At 37.2% G+C, this 17,816-nt stretch carries 14 protein-coding genes; 9 read left to right on the forward strand and 5 right to left on the reverse strand.

Annotated features, from left to right (window positions below; genetic code table 11):
* Positions 1-401: 401 nt before the first annotated feature.
* Positions 402-1,610 carry a methionine gamma-lyase gene (gene megL, locus AC2VNP_RS09545; RefSeq protein WP_486917110.1) on the forward strand — a complete coding sequence of 403 codons (1,209 nt, stop codon included), beginning with the start codon at positions 402-404 and terminating at the stop codon, positions 1,608-1,610.
* Positions 1,611-1,758: 148 nt separating this feature from the next.
* On the opposite strand, the gene AC2VNP_RS09550 is transcribed toward megL, so the two are convergent.
* Positions 1,759-2,580, reverse strand: a complete 822-nt coding sequence (locus AC2VNP_RS09550; protein WP_486917111.1) for a squalene/phytoene synthase family protein — start codon at positions 2,578-2,580, stop codon at positions 1,759-1,761.
* A 231-nt stretch (positions 2,581-2,811) separates the two neighbouring features.
* Between AC2VNP_RS09550 and AC2VNP_RS09555 the strand changes: the two genes are divergently transcribed.
* Complete coding sequence (locus tag AC2VNP_RS09555) at positions 2,812-3,054, forward strand: YuzF family protein (RefSeq protein WP_486917112.1); 243 nt, start codon at positions 2,812-2,814, stop codon at positions 3,052-3,054.
* A gap of 49 nt (positions 3,055-3,103) precedes the next feature.
* On the forward strand, positions 3,104-4,000 hold the full coding sequence (locus AC2VNP_RS09560) for a manganese catalase family protein (protein WP_486917113.1): 897 nt from the start codon (positions 3,104-3,106) through the stop codon (positions 3,998-4,000).
* A gap of 27 nt (positions 4,001-4,027) precedes the next feature.
* Here the strand turns inward: AC2VNP_RS09560 and AC2VNP_RS09565 are convergent, their stop codons facing one another.
* Positions 4,028-5,839 carry a DNA ligase D gene (locus AC2VNP_RS09565; protein ID WP_486917114.1) on the reverse strand — a complete coding sequence of 604 codons (1,812 nt, stop codon included), beginning with the start codon at positions 5,837-5,839 and terminating at the stop codon, positions 4,028-4,030.
* A gap of 174 nt (positions 5,840-6,013) precedes the next feature.
* Between AC2VNP_RS09565 and ku the strand changes: the two genes are divergently transcribed.
* The gene (ku, locus tag AC2VNP_RS09570; protein ID WP_486917115.1) at positions 6,014-6,856 is read left to right on the forward strand and encodes a non-homologous end joining protein Ku; all 843 of its coding nucleotides are present in this window, start codon (positions 6,014-6,016) and stop codon (positions 6,854-6,856) included.
* Between the two features lie 65 nt (positions 6,857-6,921).
* Here the strand turns inward: ku and AC2VNP_RS09575 are convergent, their stop codons facing one another.
* Positions 6,922-7,713, reverse strand: coding sequence for an HAD family hydrolase (locus tag AC2VNP_RS09575; protein WP_486917116.1), 792 nt, complete (start codon positions 7,711-7,713; stop codon positions 6,922-6,924).
* Positions 7,714-7,987: 274 nt separating this feature from the next.
* On the opposite strand from AC2VNP_RS09575, the gene AC2VNP_RS09580 reads away from it, so the two are divergent.
* Both AC2VNP_RS09580 and odhB read left to right on the forward strand, forming a co-directional pair.
* A complete protein-coding gene (locus tag AC2VNP_RS09580; RefSeq protein ID WP_486917117.1) occupies positions 7,988-10,813 on the forward strand; it encodes a 2-oxoglutarate dehydrogenase E1 component in 2,826 nt (941 codons plus the stop codon).
* Complete coding sequence (gene odhB, locus AC2VNP_RS09585; protein ID WP_486917118.1) at positions 10,810-12,066, forward strand: 2-oxoglutarate dehydrogenase complex dihydrolipoyllysine-residue succinyltransferase; 1,257 nt, start codon at positions 10,810-10,812, stop codon at positions 12,064-12,066. Before AC2VNP_RS09580 ends, odhB begins: the two co-directional genes overlap by 4 nt.
* Before the next feature lie 432 nt (positions 12,067-12,498).
* On the opposite strand, the gene splB is transcribed toward odhB, so the two are convergent.
* The gene (splB, locus tag AC2VNP_RS09590) at positions 12,499-13,527 is read right to left on the reverse strand and encodes a spore photoproduct lyase (protein WP_486917119.1); all 1,029 of its coding nucleotides are present in this window, start codon (positions 13,525-13,527) and stop codon (positions 12,499-12,501) included.
* Positions 13,528-13,555: 28 nt separating this feature from the next.
* Positions 13,556-13,792 carry a transcriptional regulator SplA domain-containing protein gene (locus tag AC2VNP_RS09595; protein WP_486917120.1) on the reverse strand — a complete coding sequence of 79 codons (237 nt, stop codon included), beginning with the start codon at positions 13,790-13,792 and terminating at the stop codon, positions 13,556-13,558.
* Positions 13,793-14,070: 278 nt separating this feature from the next.
* Here AC2VNP_RS09595 and AC2VNP_RS09600 point away from each other — a divergent pair, with 278 nt between their 5' ends.
* The 3 genes from AC2VNP_RS09600 to AC2VNP_RS09610 are packed head-to-tail and all read left to right on the forward strand — an operon-like array spanning position 14,071 to position 17,788.
* On the forward strand, positions 14,071-15,153 hold the full coding sequence (locus AC2VNP_RS09600; RefSeq protein WP_486917121.1) for an endospore germination permease: 1,083 nt from the start codon (positions 14,071-14,073) through the stop codon (positions 15,151-15,153).
* The gene (locus AC2VNP_RS09605) at positions 15,150-16,622 is read left to right on the forward strand and encodes a spore germination protein (RefSeq protein ID WP_486917122.1); all 1,473 of its coding nucleotides are present in this window, start codon (positions 15,150-15,152) and stop codon (positions 16,620-16,622) included. Before AC2VNP_RS09600 ends, AC2VNP_RS09605 begins: the two co-directional genes overlap by 4 nt.
* A complete protein-coding gene (locus tag AC2VNP_RS09610) occupies positions 16,619-17,788 on the forward strand; it encodes a Ger(x)C family spore germination protein (protein WP_486917123.1) in 1,170 nt (389 codons plus the stop codon). The genes AC2VNP_RS09605 and AC2VNP_RS09610 overlap by 4 nt, the downstream gene beginning before the upstream one ends.
* The last annotated feature ends 28 nt before the right edge of the window (positions 17,789-17,816 follow it).

Below are 17,816 nucleotides of genomic sequence, written 5' to 3' on the forward strand. Positions count from 1 at the left end.
GCTGAATCGTGAGCGGTAGAGGGAAAAATTAGGAGAAAGCAGTAACGAAAAGAGCTGAATCGTGAGCGGTAGAGGGAAAAATTAGGGGGAAACCTCAACCAAAAGCGCTGAATGGTGAGCAGTCAAGGAAAAAATTACGGCAATTAGTAACCAAAAGCAATAATAGGAGCACCTAAGAGGAAAAGCAGGAAAGTTTCTATCCATTAGCTTGAATTTGAAGGAGGCGCCAAATTATGCTTGTAAGTCCGACTAAAGTTAGCTTTGGTTAACCTCAATAGCTCAAAGCAACAGTTTCTTGAGTAAAGCTAATAAGAATAGAAGATATTGTGTATTTTTAAAAAAAAATGTAAGCGTTTCCATTGACCGAATGATACTTTCATAGAATAATATAAGAGGAGAGAATGAGAAATAATCGTAGAAGGGTGATTGTTTTGAAAAACTACAGATTAGAAACAGAGGTCATTCACAAAGGTTATGATAGTCAATCTTTTCAAGGGAGTTTAACACCACCGCTCTTTCAATCCTCAACTTTCACAATGAAATCGGCGGAGCAAGGTGAGCGCCGGTTTGCAGGAGAAGAAGAAGGCTATGTATACTCCAGATTAGGAAACCCGACGGTAACCGTCCTAGAAGAACGAATTGCTGAACTAGAAGGAGGGGAAGCAGGGCTTGCTTTTAGTTCGGGTATGGCTGCTGTTTCTGCGACGTTATTTGGACTTGTTCGTTCAGGGGACCATATCCTTGTCTCAGAAGGCGTTTACGGGTGTACGTATGGTTTATTAGAATTGTTAAAAGACCGCTTTAATGTGGACTATGACTTAATTGCAATGGATGAAGAAGACCATATTCGCTCCTATATTCGTCCTGAAACAAAAGTAATTTATGTTGAAACACCAATTAATCCGACGATGAAATTAGTAGATCTCGAGTTAGTTTGCAAACTCGGAAAAAAGATCGAAGCCAAAGTAGTGGTTGATAATACTTTTGCTACTCCATATCTTCAAAGACCAATAACCTTTGGTGCTGATGTCGTTGTTCATAGTGCGACCAAATATATTAGCGGGCACGGCGACGTTGTTGCGGGTCTCATGGTTGGAAGCCGCGAATTTGTTAATGAAGTTCGTATGACTACGCAGAAAGACATTGGTGGAATTATTAGTCCGTTTGATGCTTGGTTGTTAATTCGTGGCTTAAAGACGCTCCCAGTCCGAATGGACCGCCATTGTACGAATGCTGTGAAACTAGCAAAAAAAATGAAAGCGCATCCAAAGGTCAAAGGTATTATTTTTCCAGGAGATGACCAGTTTCCGCAAGCCGAAATTGTAAAATCGCAAATGAAGCAAGCAGGTGGAATGATCAGCTTCTTAATTGACGGTGGAAAAGAAACTGCACAACGATTTATGAATGAATTACAGTTAATAAAAATTGCTGTAAGTTTAGGGGATGCGGAGACGCTCATTCAGCATCCGGCAACGATGACACATTCTGTAGTACCAGAAGAAAAGCGTGAGAAGATGGGGATTGGACCCGAATTGATCCGTTTATCCGTTGGCTTAGAAGCATGGGAGGACATTTGGGCAGATATCGAGCAAGCGTTAGAGAAAATATAGTACGTGTTATATAAATCGCGTCATATGAACTAAAGTATATAAGAGTAAGGACAACATTAAAAAGGGTGACTCAAACGAGGGCTAGTGCCACTCATGAGTCATCCTTTTGTTGTGAAATTAATTTCTGGTTGTCCATTTTAAATAATGATTACTCTGCGACAACCTCGTTAACAATTTCCATGACGGAGTTACGTGTTAGCTTTTCTTGTCCGGCTTCAATAGCGTCTAGTGTACTAAAAGCGAGCGCTAACGGAATTTTACAGAAATAATAAACCGGTCCAACGGTTAAATCTTTCGTATACTCGTCCCCTAGATCAAGGTTTCTACGAGCATATGTAAACATATCTTTCATGTCCCATCCATTTGGGAAAAAGTCTACACCGTCTCGAGATAAGTCTTCTTCACGATTGCGGATCATGTTAACAGCTTGCAGTCCACGTCCGAATCCAACTGCAAGATCTCGATCACAATCTGTACCGTCGTACCATTTCCAAAGATCAGAAAGCATTACTCCTACTAAACCTGCCACGTAATAGGTGTATTCATCTAAATCTTCCTCAGTCTCAATGTTGAAGGCCTTATTCACCCATTTTCCCATTCCTTCCGCCATCTCTGAAGTTGCACTTAATACGGAGGGAGTTGCTGATTCAGGACATAGAGCAATCCAGTCGTTAAGCTCTAATGTGACTTCTGGTAAAGAAGATCTATAAGGATCAAATAAAGCATCTAGCTCAGCTTCGCTGAACGGTTCTTTTAACAGAACACTAATTCTATTTAATAGGTTAACTTTTGCTTCTGTAGAAAGTACGGCGCTGTCTTCAATTTCGTCGATTGCTCTCATACACAGATAAGCAGACATGACAGCTTCTTCTAATTCATCCGGCAATTTGCTAATAGGAATAAAAAATGTCCGACTCGTTTCCATTAATACTTGCTTCGCGCGATCATAAAGATTTTTTTTATCGGTCATGTAGTATACCTTCCTTTCAAATGGCTTCATACTTAAAATTTTAGACTAAAAATGATTGAATTACCAGAAACACCATCATTTCTACCCTTTTTAATTTAAAGAGGCTCTTGAACGAGAGTTAATTTGTCCTTCATTAAGCGAAGATAGGTGAAAAGCAGAAATAATTGGTATGGTACATGCACAATGCTTCATACAATGGGAGCGACTGACAAAATGAAGGGAGTCGTTACCATGAATCATCATCAAGGTCATCAGCACGGTCACGCGAGCGCCCCGCAAATGGTTTCATTAGTTGACCCTTACGTATATCAGACGTTACAAACAATTATCGGCAGAATTGTCGTTGTTCAAACCGCTCAAGGAAATATTCGTGGCACATTAACTGACGTAAAGCCTGATCATGTCGTAGTAGATGTTGCAGGTTCACCTTTTTTTATACGGACTCAAAGTATTATTTGGGTAATGCCGCAGTAATTAGCACGTTAAGCTTCCAAATGGTTAGGAGAGAAGGAGGAGACGGACTGTGATAATACGTTTTGATAAGATGTTAATAGACTTACCAAGGCCTGAATATTCTGATCCCAATGGTGCTTCCGCCGTCCAAGAGTTACTTGGTGGAAAATTTGGTGAGATGTCAACATTGAATAACTATATGTACCAATCGTTTAACTTCCGTAATAAAAAGAAGTTTAAACCGTTTTATGATTTAGTTGCAAGTATTACAGCTGAAGAATTTGGTCATGTTCAGCTAGTATCCAATACAATTAATATTATGTTAAATAACACGACATTCCCTGGGGACCCTGATATTGCACCGATGCAAAATGCGAAAGATTTAAGGTTTCATCATCATTTTATAGATACAGCACAAACAGCAAAACCAGCAGATTCACACGGGCGCCCGTGGACAGGAGATAATGTCTTTAATAGTGGCAATTTATTATTAGATTTAATTCATAATTTCTTCTTAGAGTGTGGGGCAAGAACACATAAAATGCGTGTATATGAAATGACTGAAAATCCGACTGCACGTGAAATGATCGGCTATTTACTTGTACGTGGCGGAGTTCATATCGTTGCGTATGCGAAGGCTATTGAAGTGGTTACAGGTGTTGATATGACAAAGATGCTTCCGATTCCTAATTTAAGTAACCGTGCCTTTGAAACAGCGCAGAAATTTGAAGATGAAGGCATTCATACGAAGTTATACACATGGAGTCCGACAGATTTCCGTGATATTAATAAAATTTGGAAGGGAACTCACCCAGAAGATGGTAAACCATTAGAAGTTATTATTGGAGCACCAGAAGGAGCACCAACTCCTGATTTTGAAGAAGTGCCAGAAGAATTTGCTCCTGGTATTTCAGCTGAAGATTATCAGGAAATTGTAAAACGCTTAATGCGATCTGCCGGCTTATAAACAACGGGTGCCAAGCGCACCCGTGTATTACTTTTTTTGCGTCAAGAACTCAATCACTTGATCTAATGGTTGATCGACCTCGAAATAATTTTCAAATGGACAACCTTTTTTATTTAGACGCTCAATAACCGTATCAATCGTAAAGAGAGTAGGGGCTAGCTGTTCATTAACTTCCTCCCAAAATAACGGTGTAGCTACAGTTGCTTCTTTACGACCTCTTGCGGAATATGGAGCGATAATCGTTTTTCCCTCGGCGTGTTGAATATAATCAACATATAATCTTTTACCACGGTTTTTTTTCATCCGTTCAATCGTAAATAAATCAGGTTCCTGGGAAACGAGAAAATCTGCAACGAATGAAGTGAAAATACGAGTTTCTTCGAATGTATATTTCCCACCTTTTAAAGGTAAATGAACTTGAATGCCTTTACCACCAGATGTTTTAACAAAAGGGAAGAGACCGAGCTGATCACATATCTCTTTAATCATTCGTGCTCCTTTTACAGCGACTTGGAAGTCATCGACAGAATGTGGATCTAAGTCGAATACAATCTCTCTCGGTAGATGAGAATTAATCGTTTGAAAAGGAATATGAAATTCGATGGCTCCTTGATTTCCTAGCCATAGGAGCGTATCAAAAGATTGACAAACGATATAATTAATACCTTCATGCATTGAGGTATCGACAAATGAAGGAGCATAGTCTGGAATGTTTTTTTGAAAAAATGCTTCTCCCTCAACACCGTTAGGGTATCGAATAACGGTCAAATGACGATCTTTTAAAAAAGGTAAAAAATAAGGTGCGATGTTTTCTATATAATCAATATAATGTTTTTTCGTAAGTGATAGTGCTTTCCAATACACTTTGTCTGGGCTGGTGATTTCAACTTCATGTTCGGTGACTGGAGGCTGTTTGTTATTATGCAGCTGGTCAAGCGAACAATCTTCATATGTGAGATCAAAGCGAAATTGTTCAAAAAAAGGCTCTCTTAATTGCTCTTTATAAAATTGCAAGTATTTAATTTCTATACAAATCCCAGGATCAACGTATATAAATTGCTTATTTTCACTTGATTTATTGTTCTTTATCGTATCAATTAATGCTCGTTCTTCCTCGTTTTTCATCCCATGCTTAAATAACCCAATTGGTACTATTTGACCCTTGTTCCATAATCCGACGTGGAAGTAGCCATTCTCTTTTTCAAAGGCGGTTATAAAACAATTGATTCTTTTATAGTTCTTTATTTTCAGCCACGAACGGGTTCGTCCATTTTCCCATTTACTATGATCCAGTTTTGCGATAACGCCTTCACTATCATGTTCGATCGCTTTCATCCATATGGGATCAAACGAGTCATAAGATGGAACCAATTTAAACGTACGTTCGGATTGAAATTTCTCTTGAAACATTTGATACAATTTTTGTTTTCGCTCGGAATAACTTTCGGTTTTAAGATTTTTTCCGTTAAGTTCTAAGATGTCAAATATACAAAAAGTAACTGGATGCTTATTTGACTCTGCTTTAATCGTTTCTTCATTTCGTAATCTTCCGCGCCTTTGTATAGCTTCAAAGTCTCCTTTTAACTCATTTTCTAGAACGACAATTTCGCCGTCTAATTCAAGAGGTAATAAATCTTTCATTTTAGACTGAATGCTTTCTCCTGCAGCAACGAGTTCAGGGAAATGTTCATTTAAAATCCGTCCATTTTTACTAATAAGTGAAAACTCAGAGTTACTCCATTTGAGGAGACACCGATAGCCATCATATTTTATTTCAAATTTCCACTTTTCCCCGACTGGCGTTTCAAATGACAACGTCGGACTCATTGGTTTTTTCATGATTTACGATCCTTTCTCTTCCTAATCGGTATTAGTTTACCCAGATGAATGAGTACTAAGTGGTAAAGGACTAAAATTGCCATTAAGATACTGCAATTATCATTGAACGTTTTACATAATTCATATCATGCACCAAATACTAATGAGTAAAATGACAGAAAGAAGGCGCTATAAATGCATACAGTCTGGAGAGGTAGCATTAGTTTTGGCTTAGTTAACATTCCAATAAAGCTTCATGCAGCAACAGAGAATAAAGATATTAAATTGCGTAATTTACATGCGGAGTGTAAAACCCCTCTAAAATACGAGAAAAAATGTCCGGTTTGTGAAAAAGAAGTAGAAAATGATGAAATTGTAAAAGCATATGAGTATGCTAAAAATAAATTTGTCATTCTTGATGAAGAAGACCTTGAAAAATTAAGAAAAGAAAATGAAGATAAAGCTGTTGAAATTATTGATTTTGTAAAACTAGAAGAAATTGATCCAATTTACTTTGAACGCAGTTATTTTATTGCACCGAATGAAGGCGGAACGAAAGCTTACACGTTATTAAGGAAAGCACTTCAAGATTCGGGAAAAATCGGTATAGCGAAAATTATTATTCGTTCCAAAGAACATCTAGCGGTCGTTCGTGTTTACAATAATACATTGGTTATGGAAACGATACATTTTCCGGATGAAGTTCGAAATGTCGCTGATGTTCCAAATGTACCGAGCAGTGATGAGGTGACCGATAAAGAATTAGAGACTGCGAAAATGTTAATTGATCAACTGACGACAGAGTTTGATCCTGAAAAGTATCACGATGAATACCGAAATGCTTTAATGGAATTAATTGAACAGAAGAAAAATGGTGAAGAGGTTGTTACGGCTACGGATAAGAAAACCCCAGCAGCGACAGGAAATGTAACAGATCTAATGGCTGCCTTACAAGCATCCATTGACAAAACAAAAACGAAACCAGCAGCAACTACAACAACAAAAAAGAAAATGGTGAAAGCAAAAAAGAACGCATAATGAAAAAAGAACCAAAAGAGGCTCGCTGTACAATAGGCAAGCCTCTTCATCTTTTTAAGTGTTGTTTAAAGTTGTTTTAACAATGATGGAAGCTCCGATAATTCTTTTATAGTATAGGATGGATAAATATCGTCAACGATATCTTTATTGTCACGGTTAATCCACACATTTCTCATACCGATTTTGTTGGAACCGATAATATCCGTATGTAGATTATCACCGACCATTACAGCTTCATCTTTTGTTAGTCCAGTTAAATATAAGCAGTGCTCAAAAATGGCAGGGTCCGGTTTTCCACGACCGAATGCACCAGAAATGATAATGTGGTCAAAATAAGGAACTAATTCCGGAGTCATGTCCAGTTTTTCGTTTTGTAATTCTGGAGAGCCGTTTGTTAGTAATAGTAGTTGATAGTCTGCTTGTTTTAAATCCTCTAAAAGTGTGAAGGTATCCTCGTATACGAATGGCAACGTTCTTCGGTTTTTCGCAAACAATTCACCGAGTTCAGCGCCAAATGCGGGATCTTCAATTCCCAGTGTTTTTAACCCTTGTGTCCAAGCATCTGTTCGGTATTGCGGGACAATTTCCTTCATTTTTCGAAAATTTACATTGATTTTATCACCAAAGTTCCCCCATAAACCTTCAAATGGATTAATCCCAATCATTTTCGTGAATTCATACGTTTCGTATTGACTGTATAACTGACGGGCCGCTTCTCTTACTGCCTCTTCCAATCGATCAATATTTACATCGTATTTATCTGTGGCTGCCTCACAAGTAGCTTTGAATGATTCAGCTACGCTTTTTTTATCCCATAATAATGTATCATCTAAGTCGAAAATTACAGCTTTTACCACCTTTAACTCCACTCCTTTAGAAATTCTGTTTGTCTACTATTGATTGTACTACAAAAAATGAATTTGAAAATTAGAAAAACTTCTAATTTTTATTTTGGATAAAAATATTGTTTGTATTTTGGCATAACGGTAATTGTATTTATGTATTCATTATAGTAATAGTAGTAATTTTAGTATTTAATTGAAGGTTGTTTCCGTAAAACCTGAGAAAAGCGCTATATTAAAAATTCATAAAAAGACCATCAAACCAATGTCTTATGATGGAGGAATTGATATGAACAAAAAACAGTCAAAGCAAAAGAAGCTTTGGCAACAGTTTCACGGCCCCAATTTAGGGTATGTTCTTGAAAGGCACGAGGACTTATCAAAGGAGCTAAATGACGAAATTGAGACTTTTTATGATTGGACCGGTACAGGTGAGCAAGAAAATGAAGGGCAAAAAAACGAGTTACCTTCCATTCCGTTTGAAAAGGTAGCATCTGCTATCAAGATGGCGGATTCGATACGACAAAATGGGCATATGATAGCTAATATTTATCCATTTCCGATTGTGGAAAAAGAAGGTCACAAATTTAATTTAGAAAGGTATCAGTTAACGGAAGAGGATTTATTACAGATCCCATATCAATTGTTATGTCCTTATGCACCGTCTCAAGTTTCTACAGGAAAAGAAGCGATGGAATATTTGAAGGATGTATATACAGACACATTGGCCTTTGAATTTAGCCATGTGCATGAGGAATACGAACGAGAGTGGTTAACAGAAATGGTGGAATCAGGAGCAATCTACCGCCCGCTAACAACAGAAGATCGGCAAGCGTTGCTTGAGAGGTTAACCGAAGTTCAAGAGTTTGAAGCTTTTTTACATCGAACCTTTGTAGGTCAAAAGCGATTTTCGATTGAAGGTTTAGATACTCTCATTCCGATCCTGGACAGTGCTGTTGAAGAAGCCGTTCAAGAAGGTGTGAAAAATATTACGGTCGGCATGGCTCATCGCGGTCGATTAAACGTACTGGCCCATGTTCTAGGAAAACCGTATGAGTTGATTTTTTCAGAGTTTCTCCATGCACCAAATAAAAACCTAGTTCCATCAGAAGGATCGATTGGAATTAATTATGGATGGAGCGGAGATGTGAAGTACCATTTAGGGGCTAACCGGAAAATTTCCGATCGCAAAACGGAGCAAGCGAAGTTAACATTAGCGAATAACCCAAGTCACCTTGAATTTGTTAATCCGGTGGTTGAAGGGTTTACGCGAGCATCACAAGACGTACGGACTAACCGAGGGTTTCCAATACACCATTCTTCTCAAGCCTTTTCGATCTTAATTCATGGTGATGCTGCATTCCCTGGTCAAGGAATTGTTGCTGAAACTCTCAATCTTAGCCGTTTGCAAGGCTATCAAACAGGCGGGACGATTCATATTATTGCTAATAACTTAATTGGCTTTACAACAGATACAGGAGATTCCCGTTCAACTCGTTACGCTAGTGATCTGGCCAAAGGGTTTGAAATTCCCATCATCCATGTAAATGCTGATGACCCAGAAGCTTGTTTAGCTGCCATTCATTTAGCGTCTCAATATCGAATTCGCTTTAAAAAAGATATCATCATTGATTTAGTCGGCTATCGGCGTTACGGGCATAATGAAATGGATGAACCAATGATGACCCAACCGAAAATGTACTCGCACATTAAGGATCATCCACCTGTAAAAACGATCTACGGTAATCATTTATTAAAAAGTGGTGTTATTACGAATGATGAAATGAAAGGGATGGAAACCTCCATTCGTGAAACGCTTGATAGTGCTTATGAAAAAATGAAACAAGTAAAACAACAAGGGAAGCGGGAAATAGACGTACCGAAAAAGATTAGAGAAGGTCTGCCGACAATTGAAACAAAAGTAGAAGCAAAGGAATTGAAAGAAATAAATGAGGCTTTATTAACGTGGCCTGAACAATTCAAAGTCAATAAAAAACTAGAGCGTATCTTAAAGAGACGATCACAATCTTTCGAGGAACGAGGAAAAATGGATTGGGGATTCGCCGAAACTCTCGCCTTTGCAACGATTTTAAGAGATGGAACACCGATTAGAATTACCGGGCAAGACTCAGAACGGGGAACTTTTGCACAACGGCATCTTATATTACATGATCGAGAGACTGGAGAGAGGTATTCACCACTGCATCGTTTACCTCAAGCCAAAGCTTCTTTTGCGATCCATAATAGCCCACTTTCTGAAGCAGCTGTTGTTGGATTTGAATATGGTTATAACGTATTTGCACCAGAAACGTTAGTGCTGTGGGAAGCGCAATATGGCGATTTTGCAAACTCAGCCCAAGTGTTAATGGACCAATTTATTTCTGCAGGGCGAGCCAAGTGGGGGCAACGTTCGGGATTAGTCATGCTATTGCCGCATGGATATGAAGGTCAAGGGCCTGAGCATTCAAGTGCCAAATTAGAACGCTTTCTTCAATTATCTGCAGAGAACAACTGGACGATCGCTAATGTATCTACAGCCGCTCAATATTTTCATCTCTTGCGTCGTCAGGCTGCGATTTTAAAGATGGATGAAGTAAGGCCACTCATTATCATGACACCTAAAAGCATGTTGCGTCATTCAAAGACAGCTTCGACTATAGAGGAACTGAGCAAAGGTTCTTTTCAATCGTTTATCACCATGCTCCCTAAACAAAAAGGCCGTGAAGACAAAGTGAAGAGAATGATTTTTTCTTCAGGGAAAATGTCTGTTGAACTGATGGAGAAAATCGAAACGTTAGAAGAAGAGGAACAAGAACCCTTGCAACATATTAGTCTTGAAGAATTATATCCTTTTCCATTCGAGTCGTTAAAAGAACTATTGGAGAAATACACAAATGTGGAAGAAGTATTTTGGGTACAAGAGGAACCGAAAAATATGGGAGCCTGGACTTATATTGAGCCGAAATTAAGAAACCTTTTCCAAGAAAGAATACTTATTCAATATATCGGAAGGGTTTCGAGATCAAGTCCTGCAGAAGGGGATCCTAATATTCATAAAAAAGATCAAGAACGGATTATAAGTGAGGCGATACAGTTCAAAGGGAAAGGAGAATGAGGGTGGAGATAAAAGTACCTGAACTAGCTGAATCGATAACCGAAGGAACCATAATTAAATGGTTAAAACAGCCTGGAGAATTTGTTGAAAAGGGAGAATATGTCGTTGAGCTAGAGACAGATAAAGTAAATGTAGAGATTACTAGTGAAGTATCGGGTGTGATAGAAAAGCATAGTAAGGAAGAAGGGGATACAGTCCAAGTAGGCGAAACGATTGCTATTGTGAAAGAAGGTAAAAACGAAGACCAGAGTAGCAACAATAATGAAACTAATCAGCCAGAGGACAGGGAAAGTACTATAGATAAGGAAAAGACAAAAGATAACAAAGACTCTAAACATAAAGAAGCGGAAAAAGATAAACGTAAGGACCCGATTGCTTCTCCAGCTGCAAGGAAATTAGCTCGGGAAAAAGGAATCAACTTAGAGGAGGTTCCAGCAAAAGATCCTTTAGGCCGTTTAAGGAAATCGGACATTGAGCTCTATGATAAAAGTTCAAGCGAAGAAAAAAAGCAGCCATATCAAGAAAATCCATCTGTCGTACAAGAAAATAAGGAAAATATCGAGAGAATACCAATGTCTCGAAGACGGCAGACGATCGCGAAACGTCTCGTTGAGGCTCAACAATCTGCAGCGATGTTAACAACGTTTAATGAAGTCGACATGACAGCTGTAATGGAGATGAGAAATCGACATAAAGAAGAATTTCAAGAAGAGTACGGAATTAAATTAGGGTTTATGTCATTCTTTACAAAAGCCATTATTGCTGCATTGAAAAAGTTCCCTTTACTAAACGCAGAAATTGAAGGAACAGATATCATTAAGAAAAACTTCTATGATATTGGTGTGGCCGTTTCTACAGATGAAGGATTAGTCGTCCCTGTTGTCCGAAATGCAGATCAAAGGGATTTTGGTGAACTAGAAAAGGAGATTGCAAGACTTGCAGAGGCAGCTAGAAACCAAAGCTTAAAAATTCAAGATTTGCAAGGTGGTACATTTACGATTACTAATGGTGGGATTTTTGGATCGTTACTATCTACACCGATTCTTAATACACCTCAAGTTGGAATATTAGGTATGCATAAAATACAATGGAGACCTATCGCTATAGAGAAAGAGCAAATGGAGAATCGACCCATGATGTATATTGCTCTTTCTTATGATCATCGCATTATAGATGGAAAAGAAGCTGTCAGTTTTCTTGTGAAAGTTAAAGAACTATTGGAGAACCCTGAAAAATTAATGTTGCAAAGTTGAGTGAATCGAACCTTCATGCTAATTAAAGCATGGAGGTTCTTTTTTTGGTGTAATAAAAAAGGGACAAAATGTAATATAACAATTTTAAAAAACTAGTTGACTATTATATAACAGGGTAATATAATAGAAAACAAGAAGAAGGAATAAATAAAAAATTCAAACAAGGAGTTGTTTTTAATGAGAATGTCAACTGAGAATAAGAATAAAGGCCAATTTGAAGAAGTACAGGAAGAGCAAACAATCCTTGATATGATCAACGATTACTACGCAAGAAACTAATTTTGTTTTCAATTTCCATTTACCATAAATCACATACTTACCTCAACAAAGAAGCCGTCTAAATGAGACGGCTTTTTTGTATATGGAAAGCAGATATTGTTATATTATTCTTGTATATAATGTGTTTATTGGTTTTTCTGTTATAATACAATATTAAGTAAAATACTCGATTTTTGCATCAGGGAAATATTCATGAATATAGCTGTAGAGCGTCTCTTTTATTTCTTCCTGTTCATCTGTTTGATAAACATACTTCCCAATCCCGTATTTTCCCCATTTGTATTTTCGTTTTTCTTCATCCAATTCTAATTTCGTCATTGGATAATTTTTTTCGATAACACGTTTGGCTGGCTTCGTAAAGCGATGTTGGATTAATTCAAATGTCACATCTTTTTTCGCCTCTGCTGGTAATGTTTCATTTAAGGTTATAAACATTTTTTTGTATCCTTCTTGCCATCCCTCATGAAGATAAATAGGCGCGACAATAAACCCTAACGGATAACCTGCATGAGCCACTTTAGCAGCGGCCTCTATGCGTTGCTGTAACGCGGATGTTCCAGGTTCGAAATTTTTTATAATAAAGTCAGCGTTTACACTAAAGCGAAAGCGAGTACGGCCATTGTGTTCAGCATCGAGTAAATGGTCGACATGGTGAAACTTTGTAACAAAACGCAGCTTACCAAAATCGGATTTACCAAAAAATTCGATAGCTCGCTTTAACGAATGGGTAAGGTGATCGATTCCAACAATATCAGATGTACAAGATGCTTCAAACCGAGTGATCTCAGGAGCACGCTCATCCATATATTTTTGTGCAGCTTCTAGAATTTCATCAGTATTTACATACGTTCGTATATACGGTTTACTACCCATCGTCGTTTGCAAATAACAATAATGACAGTGCCCCATACAGCCTGTTGCAAACGGAATAGCATATTCAGCTGAAGGTTTGGACGTATCAAACTTTAACGTCCGTCTCACACCGACAACTAAAGTTGACTTGGCCGTACGATATTTTTGAAAGTCATTATCACCAGGGATATTGCGAACTTGGTTATGTGAAGTCGTTTCTCTAATTTCTAGCCCCATTTTCTCAAATTTTGCATTAAGTTCTCTGCCAAGCTCATATTCGAGTGCTTGAGGTTCAATATAGACGAGTTGTGGCACGAATGGTTTGATCATAAGTCACATCCTTCATTGGCCATATTCATTACATAGTTGGGCCAAAATAATATTCATACATTTGTTCAGCTTCTTCAGCGGTTTGATACATCGCATATTCATCTGTTAGAGGATAGTATGTATCGTATATAAAAAGGGATAATTCATGTGGATTTTCAGGATTAGTTGTAACTGTTGCTTCTTGAACTGTGGCCACATTTTGTGTATGCGGATTTCGGTAAATTACATAGACAGAGTCTCCATCATGTAACTCGTTAATATTCATCTTTTATGATCATCCTTTCATCAAACCAAACAATGATTTACCTTTTGAATAGTAATAATTTTTCCTATAGGGCTTGTTTTATTTGTTTAAAATTTAAGTATTTATTGGGATGAAAGGGAGAGATTGAAGGAGTTTAATGATGAAAGAAGTATAGCAGTTTACTGGCTTATGATAGGTGTAAGTAAAAAATTTTAATATAAAATTTTTAATTAAAAGTGTATAGCTTACATCATCAAAGAGAAAATAACCATAACTTCCTTGAATTGGGTGAACAAGTTATGAAGTTTTCTCGTCTGCAATTACTGTTTGTTCTTATTTTATCTCTAGGTATATCTAATCATGTTCTTTTACTCCCACATTTATTAAAAACTGCCAAACGTGATGCTTGGGTTTGCGTTCTTATTGCTTATTTGATTTTAATTTTCTGGGGTTGGTTGATACATCTAATCATAAAAAAGAATGGTAAAGAAAAATTATCCAGTTGGTTAAAGTACCGAACAAATAGCTTTACTTCCGGTGTCATAACTTTATTGCTTTTTATTTACATAGCCGTATCAGGAATAATAACTTTTGAGGATTTCATAAAAAAAATACATATTTATTTTCTTCCGCTTACACCTACTTGGATATTAGTCTTCACTTTTCTCTTGTTATGTATTGGAGCGGCATTCTATAACCTTAAGACGATCGTCTATATGTCGACCGTTCTTTTACCGTTTGTTTGGTTACTAGGGCATTTTGTTGCGGTTGCTACATTGCCAGAAAAAGATTATGCATACCTTTTTCCATTATTTACACACGGAATAGGACCAATTTTAGAAGGGATAGTGATTGTTTTAGGAGGTAGTGTTGATATACTCATTCTTCTTCTCTTGCAACATCATGTGAAAAAATCATTTAATTTTCTATCTATTTTTATATTAATTACTATACTAATGGGATTAGTTCTAGGTCCAGCATTTGGCTCCATTTCAGCATTTGGTCCGAATGTAGCTGCTTTAATACGTTTTCCTGCTTTTGAACAATGGAGACTTGTAATGCTTGGAGAATACTTCTCTCATTTAGATTTTTTAGCGATCTTTCAATTACTTAGTGGGGCAACGTTACGAATTGCATTATTTTTATTCTTAATTTATGACTTATTTGATAATTTATCGACCTTCAAAAAAAGGACTACTCTCATTTTGTATAGTATTTTACTCGCTATGTTTTCAATTTATCCTACAAGTGATATTTGGATGACCACAGTACTTAGAAACTACTTTTATCCAGTGGCACTTACATTTGGAGTTACTCTAACATTAGTCCTCGTTGTGTTTAGTTATTTGCCACAAAGGAAAAACGTGGGTGAGAGCGTATGAAGTTAAATTGGAGCCGTGTCTCTCGAAAACACAAACCTGAAGATGAACTTCAAAAAGGAAAGCTCAATCAAAAAATATTGAAGAAAATACTCATTAGTTATGGAGAAATACAATTTATACCTAGTGAACCAGACTCAGAAATTACAGCTTTTTATTGTGAGGGAATGGTTGATGCAACCCAACTTAATGATTACTATCAAGTTGTAGTGAATCAAATAAAACATAAAAATACATCACCTGACGAACAACATAACTCTGTTGAGTTGCCACCAATTGAACGTATTGCATCGTTTTCCAAACTGTTTGAAAAAGTCTTTTCGGGATTTCTAGTATTTTATAAAGTCAATGATCATTTCTTTTATGGTGTCGATATATCAAAAATTCCTCAAAGGGTTCCTGCCGAATCGTCTACAGAAGTTTCGATAAAAGGACCGAAAGATGCTTTCACTGAAGAACTGTTTGTTAACATATCACTACTTCGAAAACGTATGAAGACAAAGTATTTATATAATGAAATCTTTACAATAGGTTCACTTTCGCAAACAAAAGTAGCTTTGCTTTATTTGGAAAACAAGACAAATAAAGCTCTAATAAAGTCTGTGAGAAAAAGATTAGAAACATTTGAAATAGAGTCTGTTGTCAGTAGTGGCCAATTAGAACAATGGCTATCTGATCGTACTTTTTCTTTATTTCCATTATTTGACCATATTTTAAGACCAGATTTTGTAATCGAGTGTTTACTTCGCGGACGATTTATCATTGTAGTTGACGGTTCTCCTGTAGTACTAATCGGACCCATTAATTTCTTTGAACTAATTAAATCACCAGAGGACGTACATTATCCATATTTTTATGTCATTTTTCAACGGCTTTTAAGAATTATTGGAGTAAATATTGCTATTTTTCTACCAGGGTTTTGGATTGCAATCTCTTCTGTGAACCTTGATCAACTTCCGTTCCCGTTATTAGCTACGGTTGTTGTTGCAAGAGATGGCTTACCATTCCCAGCAGCAGTTGAGGCATTCTTTATCCTAGGGTTGTTCGAATTACTTAGAGAAGCGGGGGTTCGAATGCCAAGAGCACTGGGACAAACCATCTCTATAGTTGGGGGGCTTATTATTGGAGATGCTGCAATACGTGCAGGATTAGCATCACCGGCACTTATTGTAGTCATCGCCCTTACAGCTGTAGCGACTTATACGCTTGTCAATCAATCATTAACTGGTACAGTGACGATTTTAAGAATATATTCATTGCTTTTTTCTGCGCTATTAGGGGTGTATGGTTTTTTTGTAACGATGTTTAGCATTCTTATCTACCTGTGCCGACTTGAGTCATTTAAGGTGGCTTATCTTGAGCCAATTACTTCTTTAGATTTTAAAGAATTCCTTTCTGCATTAGTCATCAATCCATTTAAAAGAAGTAAGTGGACAGCACCGATGTTAAGGAAGTGGAGAAAGTCGGAATGAAGCAAAATTACAAGATTCTGGTCATTATTTGTTTGTGTGTCGTGTGCATTTCTGGATGTAAAGATGTTAAAGAAATTCAGCATTTGAGCTATGCAACAGCTATTGGCGTAGATTACAAGGATGGAAAATACCATAGTTATATCCAATTAGTTTCTTTTGAAGGCATTGCGAGGACTGAAGGGCAAACATCAGAAGGGAGTGTGTGGGTCTCAGAAGCGGTAGCTGATACATTTGAAGATTCTTTCTTTGTAGTATACAAAACTGCACAAGAAAGAATTATATGGGCTCATGTCACAACGATTTTATTAAGTGAGACAGCTATTGAGAAAGGGTTTGATAACATATTTGATTCTTTAACGAGATATTATGAATTTCGTTTAACCCCATGGGTTTTTGGTACGAACGAGTCGGTTGAAAAAGTCCTGTCAACACCTGGTTTTTTTGGACAAACGACTTTAGATACAATATTACATGCACCGAAAAGAATATATGAGCAAAGCTCTGTTATTCGTCCGATTAAATTACAAAGGTTGGCGAGAGAAATATTCGAACCAGCAGAAACGACCCACGTTGCTTCAGTTGCCATAGATCATACTATGTGGGAAAAAGATCAAGTAACAGATCCGAAGATTCTACTTAATGGGGCTTATTTCATTAAGAATGATGAATTTAAAGGGTTCTATGAAACGGAACAACTTAATGGCCTCAGGTGGTTAACACCTGAGACAGTTCGAGCAGACGTAGCAGTCCAAGGGGATAATGAGGATGTCGAATACCATGTTGTATTTGAATACCCGTCCGCTAATGTCGAAGTTTTATTTATTGAAAACACCCCTAAATTCAATATCCAACTTGATGTAACAGGGTATTTCGTTAATCGTAACGTCAATGAGACGATGAAGCTACAAGAAATTGAGAAGAAAACGAAGGAAACTATTACGGATGAAATAAAGAACTTATATTTATTAGGGGTGGATGAGGGGGTTGATTTTTATAACTTAGAGCATGAGTTGTTCCGTAAAAACTTTCCTGCCTGGCAAAGGCTAAAGAAGAATGGCGATCCAATACTCACAAAAACTTCTTTACACGATATAAGTATTCATTTAACGATTGAGCATACAGGCGTAAAGAAAAATCCAAGTGTTGATATGAAGGATATTCGCTAAAAGAAAGGGTTTTCACTGTTGTTTGCAG

Source organism: Alkalihalobacterium sp. TH-98 (assembly GCF_057473385.1).

Coding starts and splice junctions, on each gene's coding strand:
- megL (WP_486917110.1), top strand. CDS start 402: ATGAGAAATAATCGTAGAAGGGTGATTGTTTTGAAAAACTACAGATTA.
- AC2VNP_RS09550 (WP_486917111.1), bottom strand. CDS start 2,580: ATGACCGATAAAAAAAATCTTTATGATCGCGCGAAGCAAGTATTAATG.
- AC2VNP_RS09555 (WP_486917112.1), top strand. CDS start 2,812: ATGAATCATCATCAAGGTCATCAGCACGGTCACGCGAGCGCCCCGCAA.
- AC2VNP_RS09565 (WP_486917114.1), bottom strand. CDS start 5,839: ATGAAAAAACCAATGAGTCCGACGTTGTCATTTGAAACGCCAGTCGGG.
- ku (WP_486917115.1), top strand. CDS start 6,014: ATGCATACAGTCTGGAGAGGTAGCATTAGTTTTGGCTTAGTTAACATT.
- AC2VNP_RS09580 (WP_486917117.1), top strand. CDS start 7,988: ATGAACAAAAAACAGTCAAAGCAAAAGAAGCTTTGGCAACAGTTTCAC.
- odhB (WP_486917118.1), top strand. CDS start 10,810: ATGAGGGTGGAGATAAAAGTACCTGAACTAGCTGAATCGATAACCGAA.
- splB (WP_486917119.1), bottom strand. CDS start 13,527: ATGATCAAACCATTCGTGCCACAACTCGTCTATATTGAACCTCAAGCA.
- AC2VNP_RS09595 (WP_486917120.1), bottom strand. CDS start 13,792: ATGAATATTAACGAGTTACATGATGGAGACTCTGTCTATGTAATTTAC.
- AC2VNP_RS09600 (WP_486917121.1), top strand. CDS start 14,071: ATGAAGTTTTCTCGTCTGCAATTACTGTTTGTTCTTATTTTATCTCTA.
- AC2VNP_RS09605 (WP_486917122.1), top strand. CDS start 15,150: ATGAAGTTAAATTGGAGCCGTGTCTCTCGAAAACACAAACCTGAAGAT.
- AC2VNP_RS09610 (WP_486917123.1), top strand. CDS start 16,619: ATGAAGCAAAATTACAAGATTCTGGTCATTATTTGTTTGTGTGTCGTG.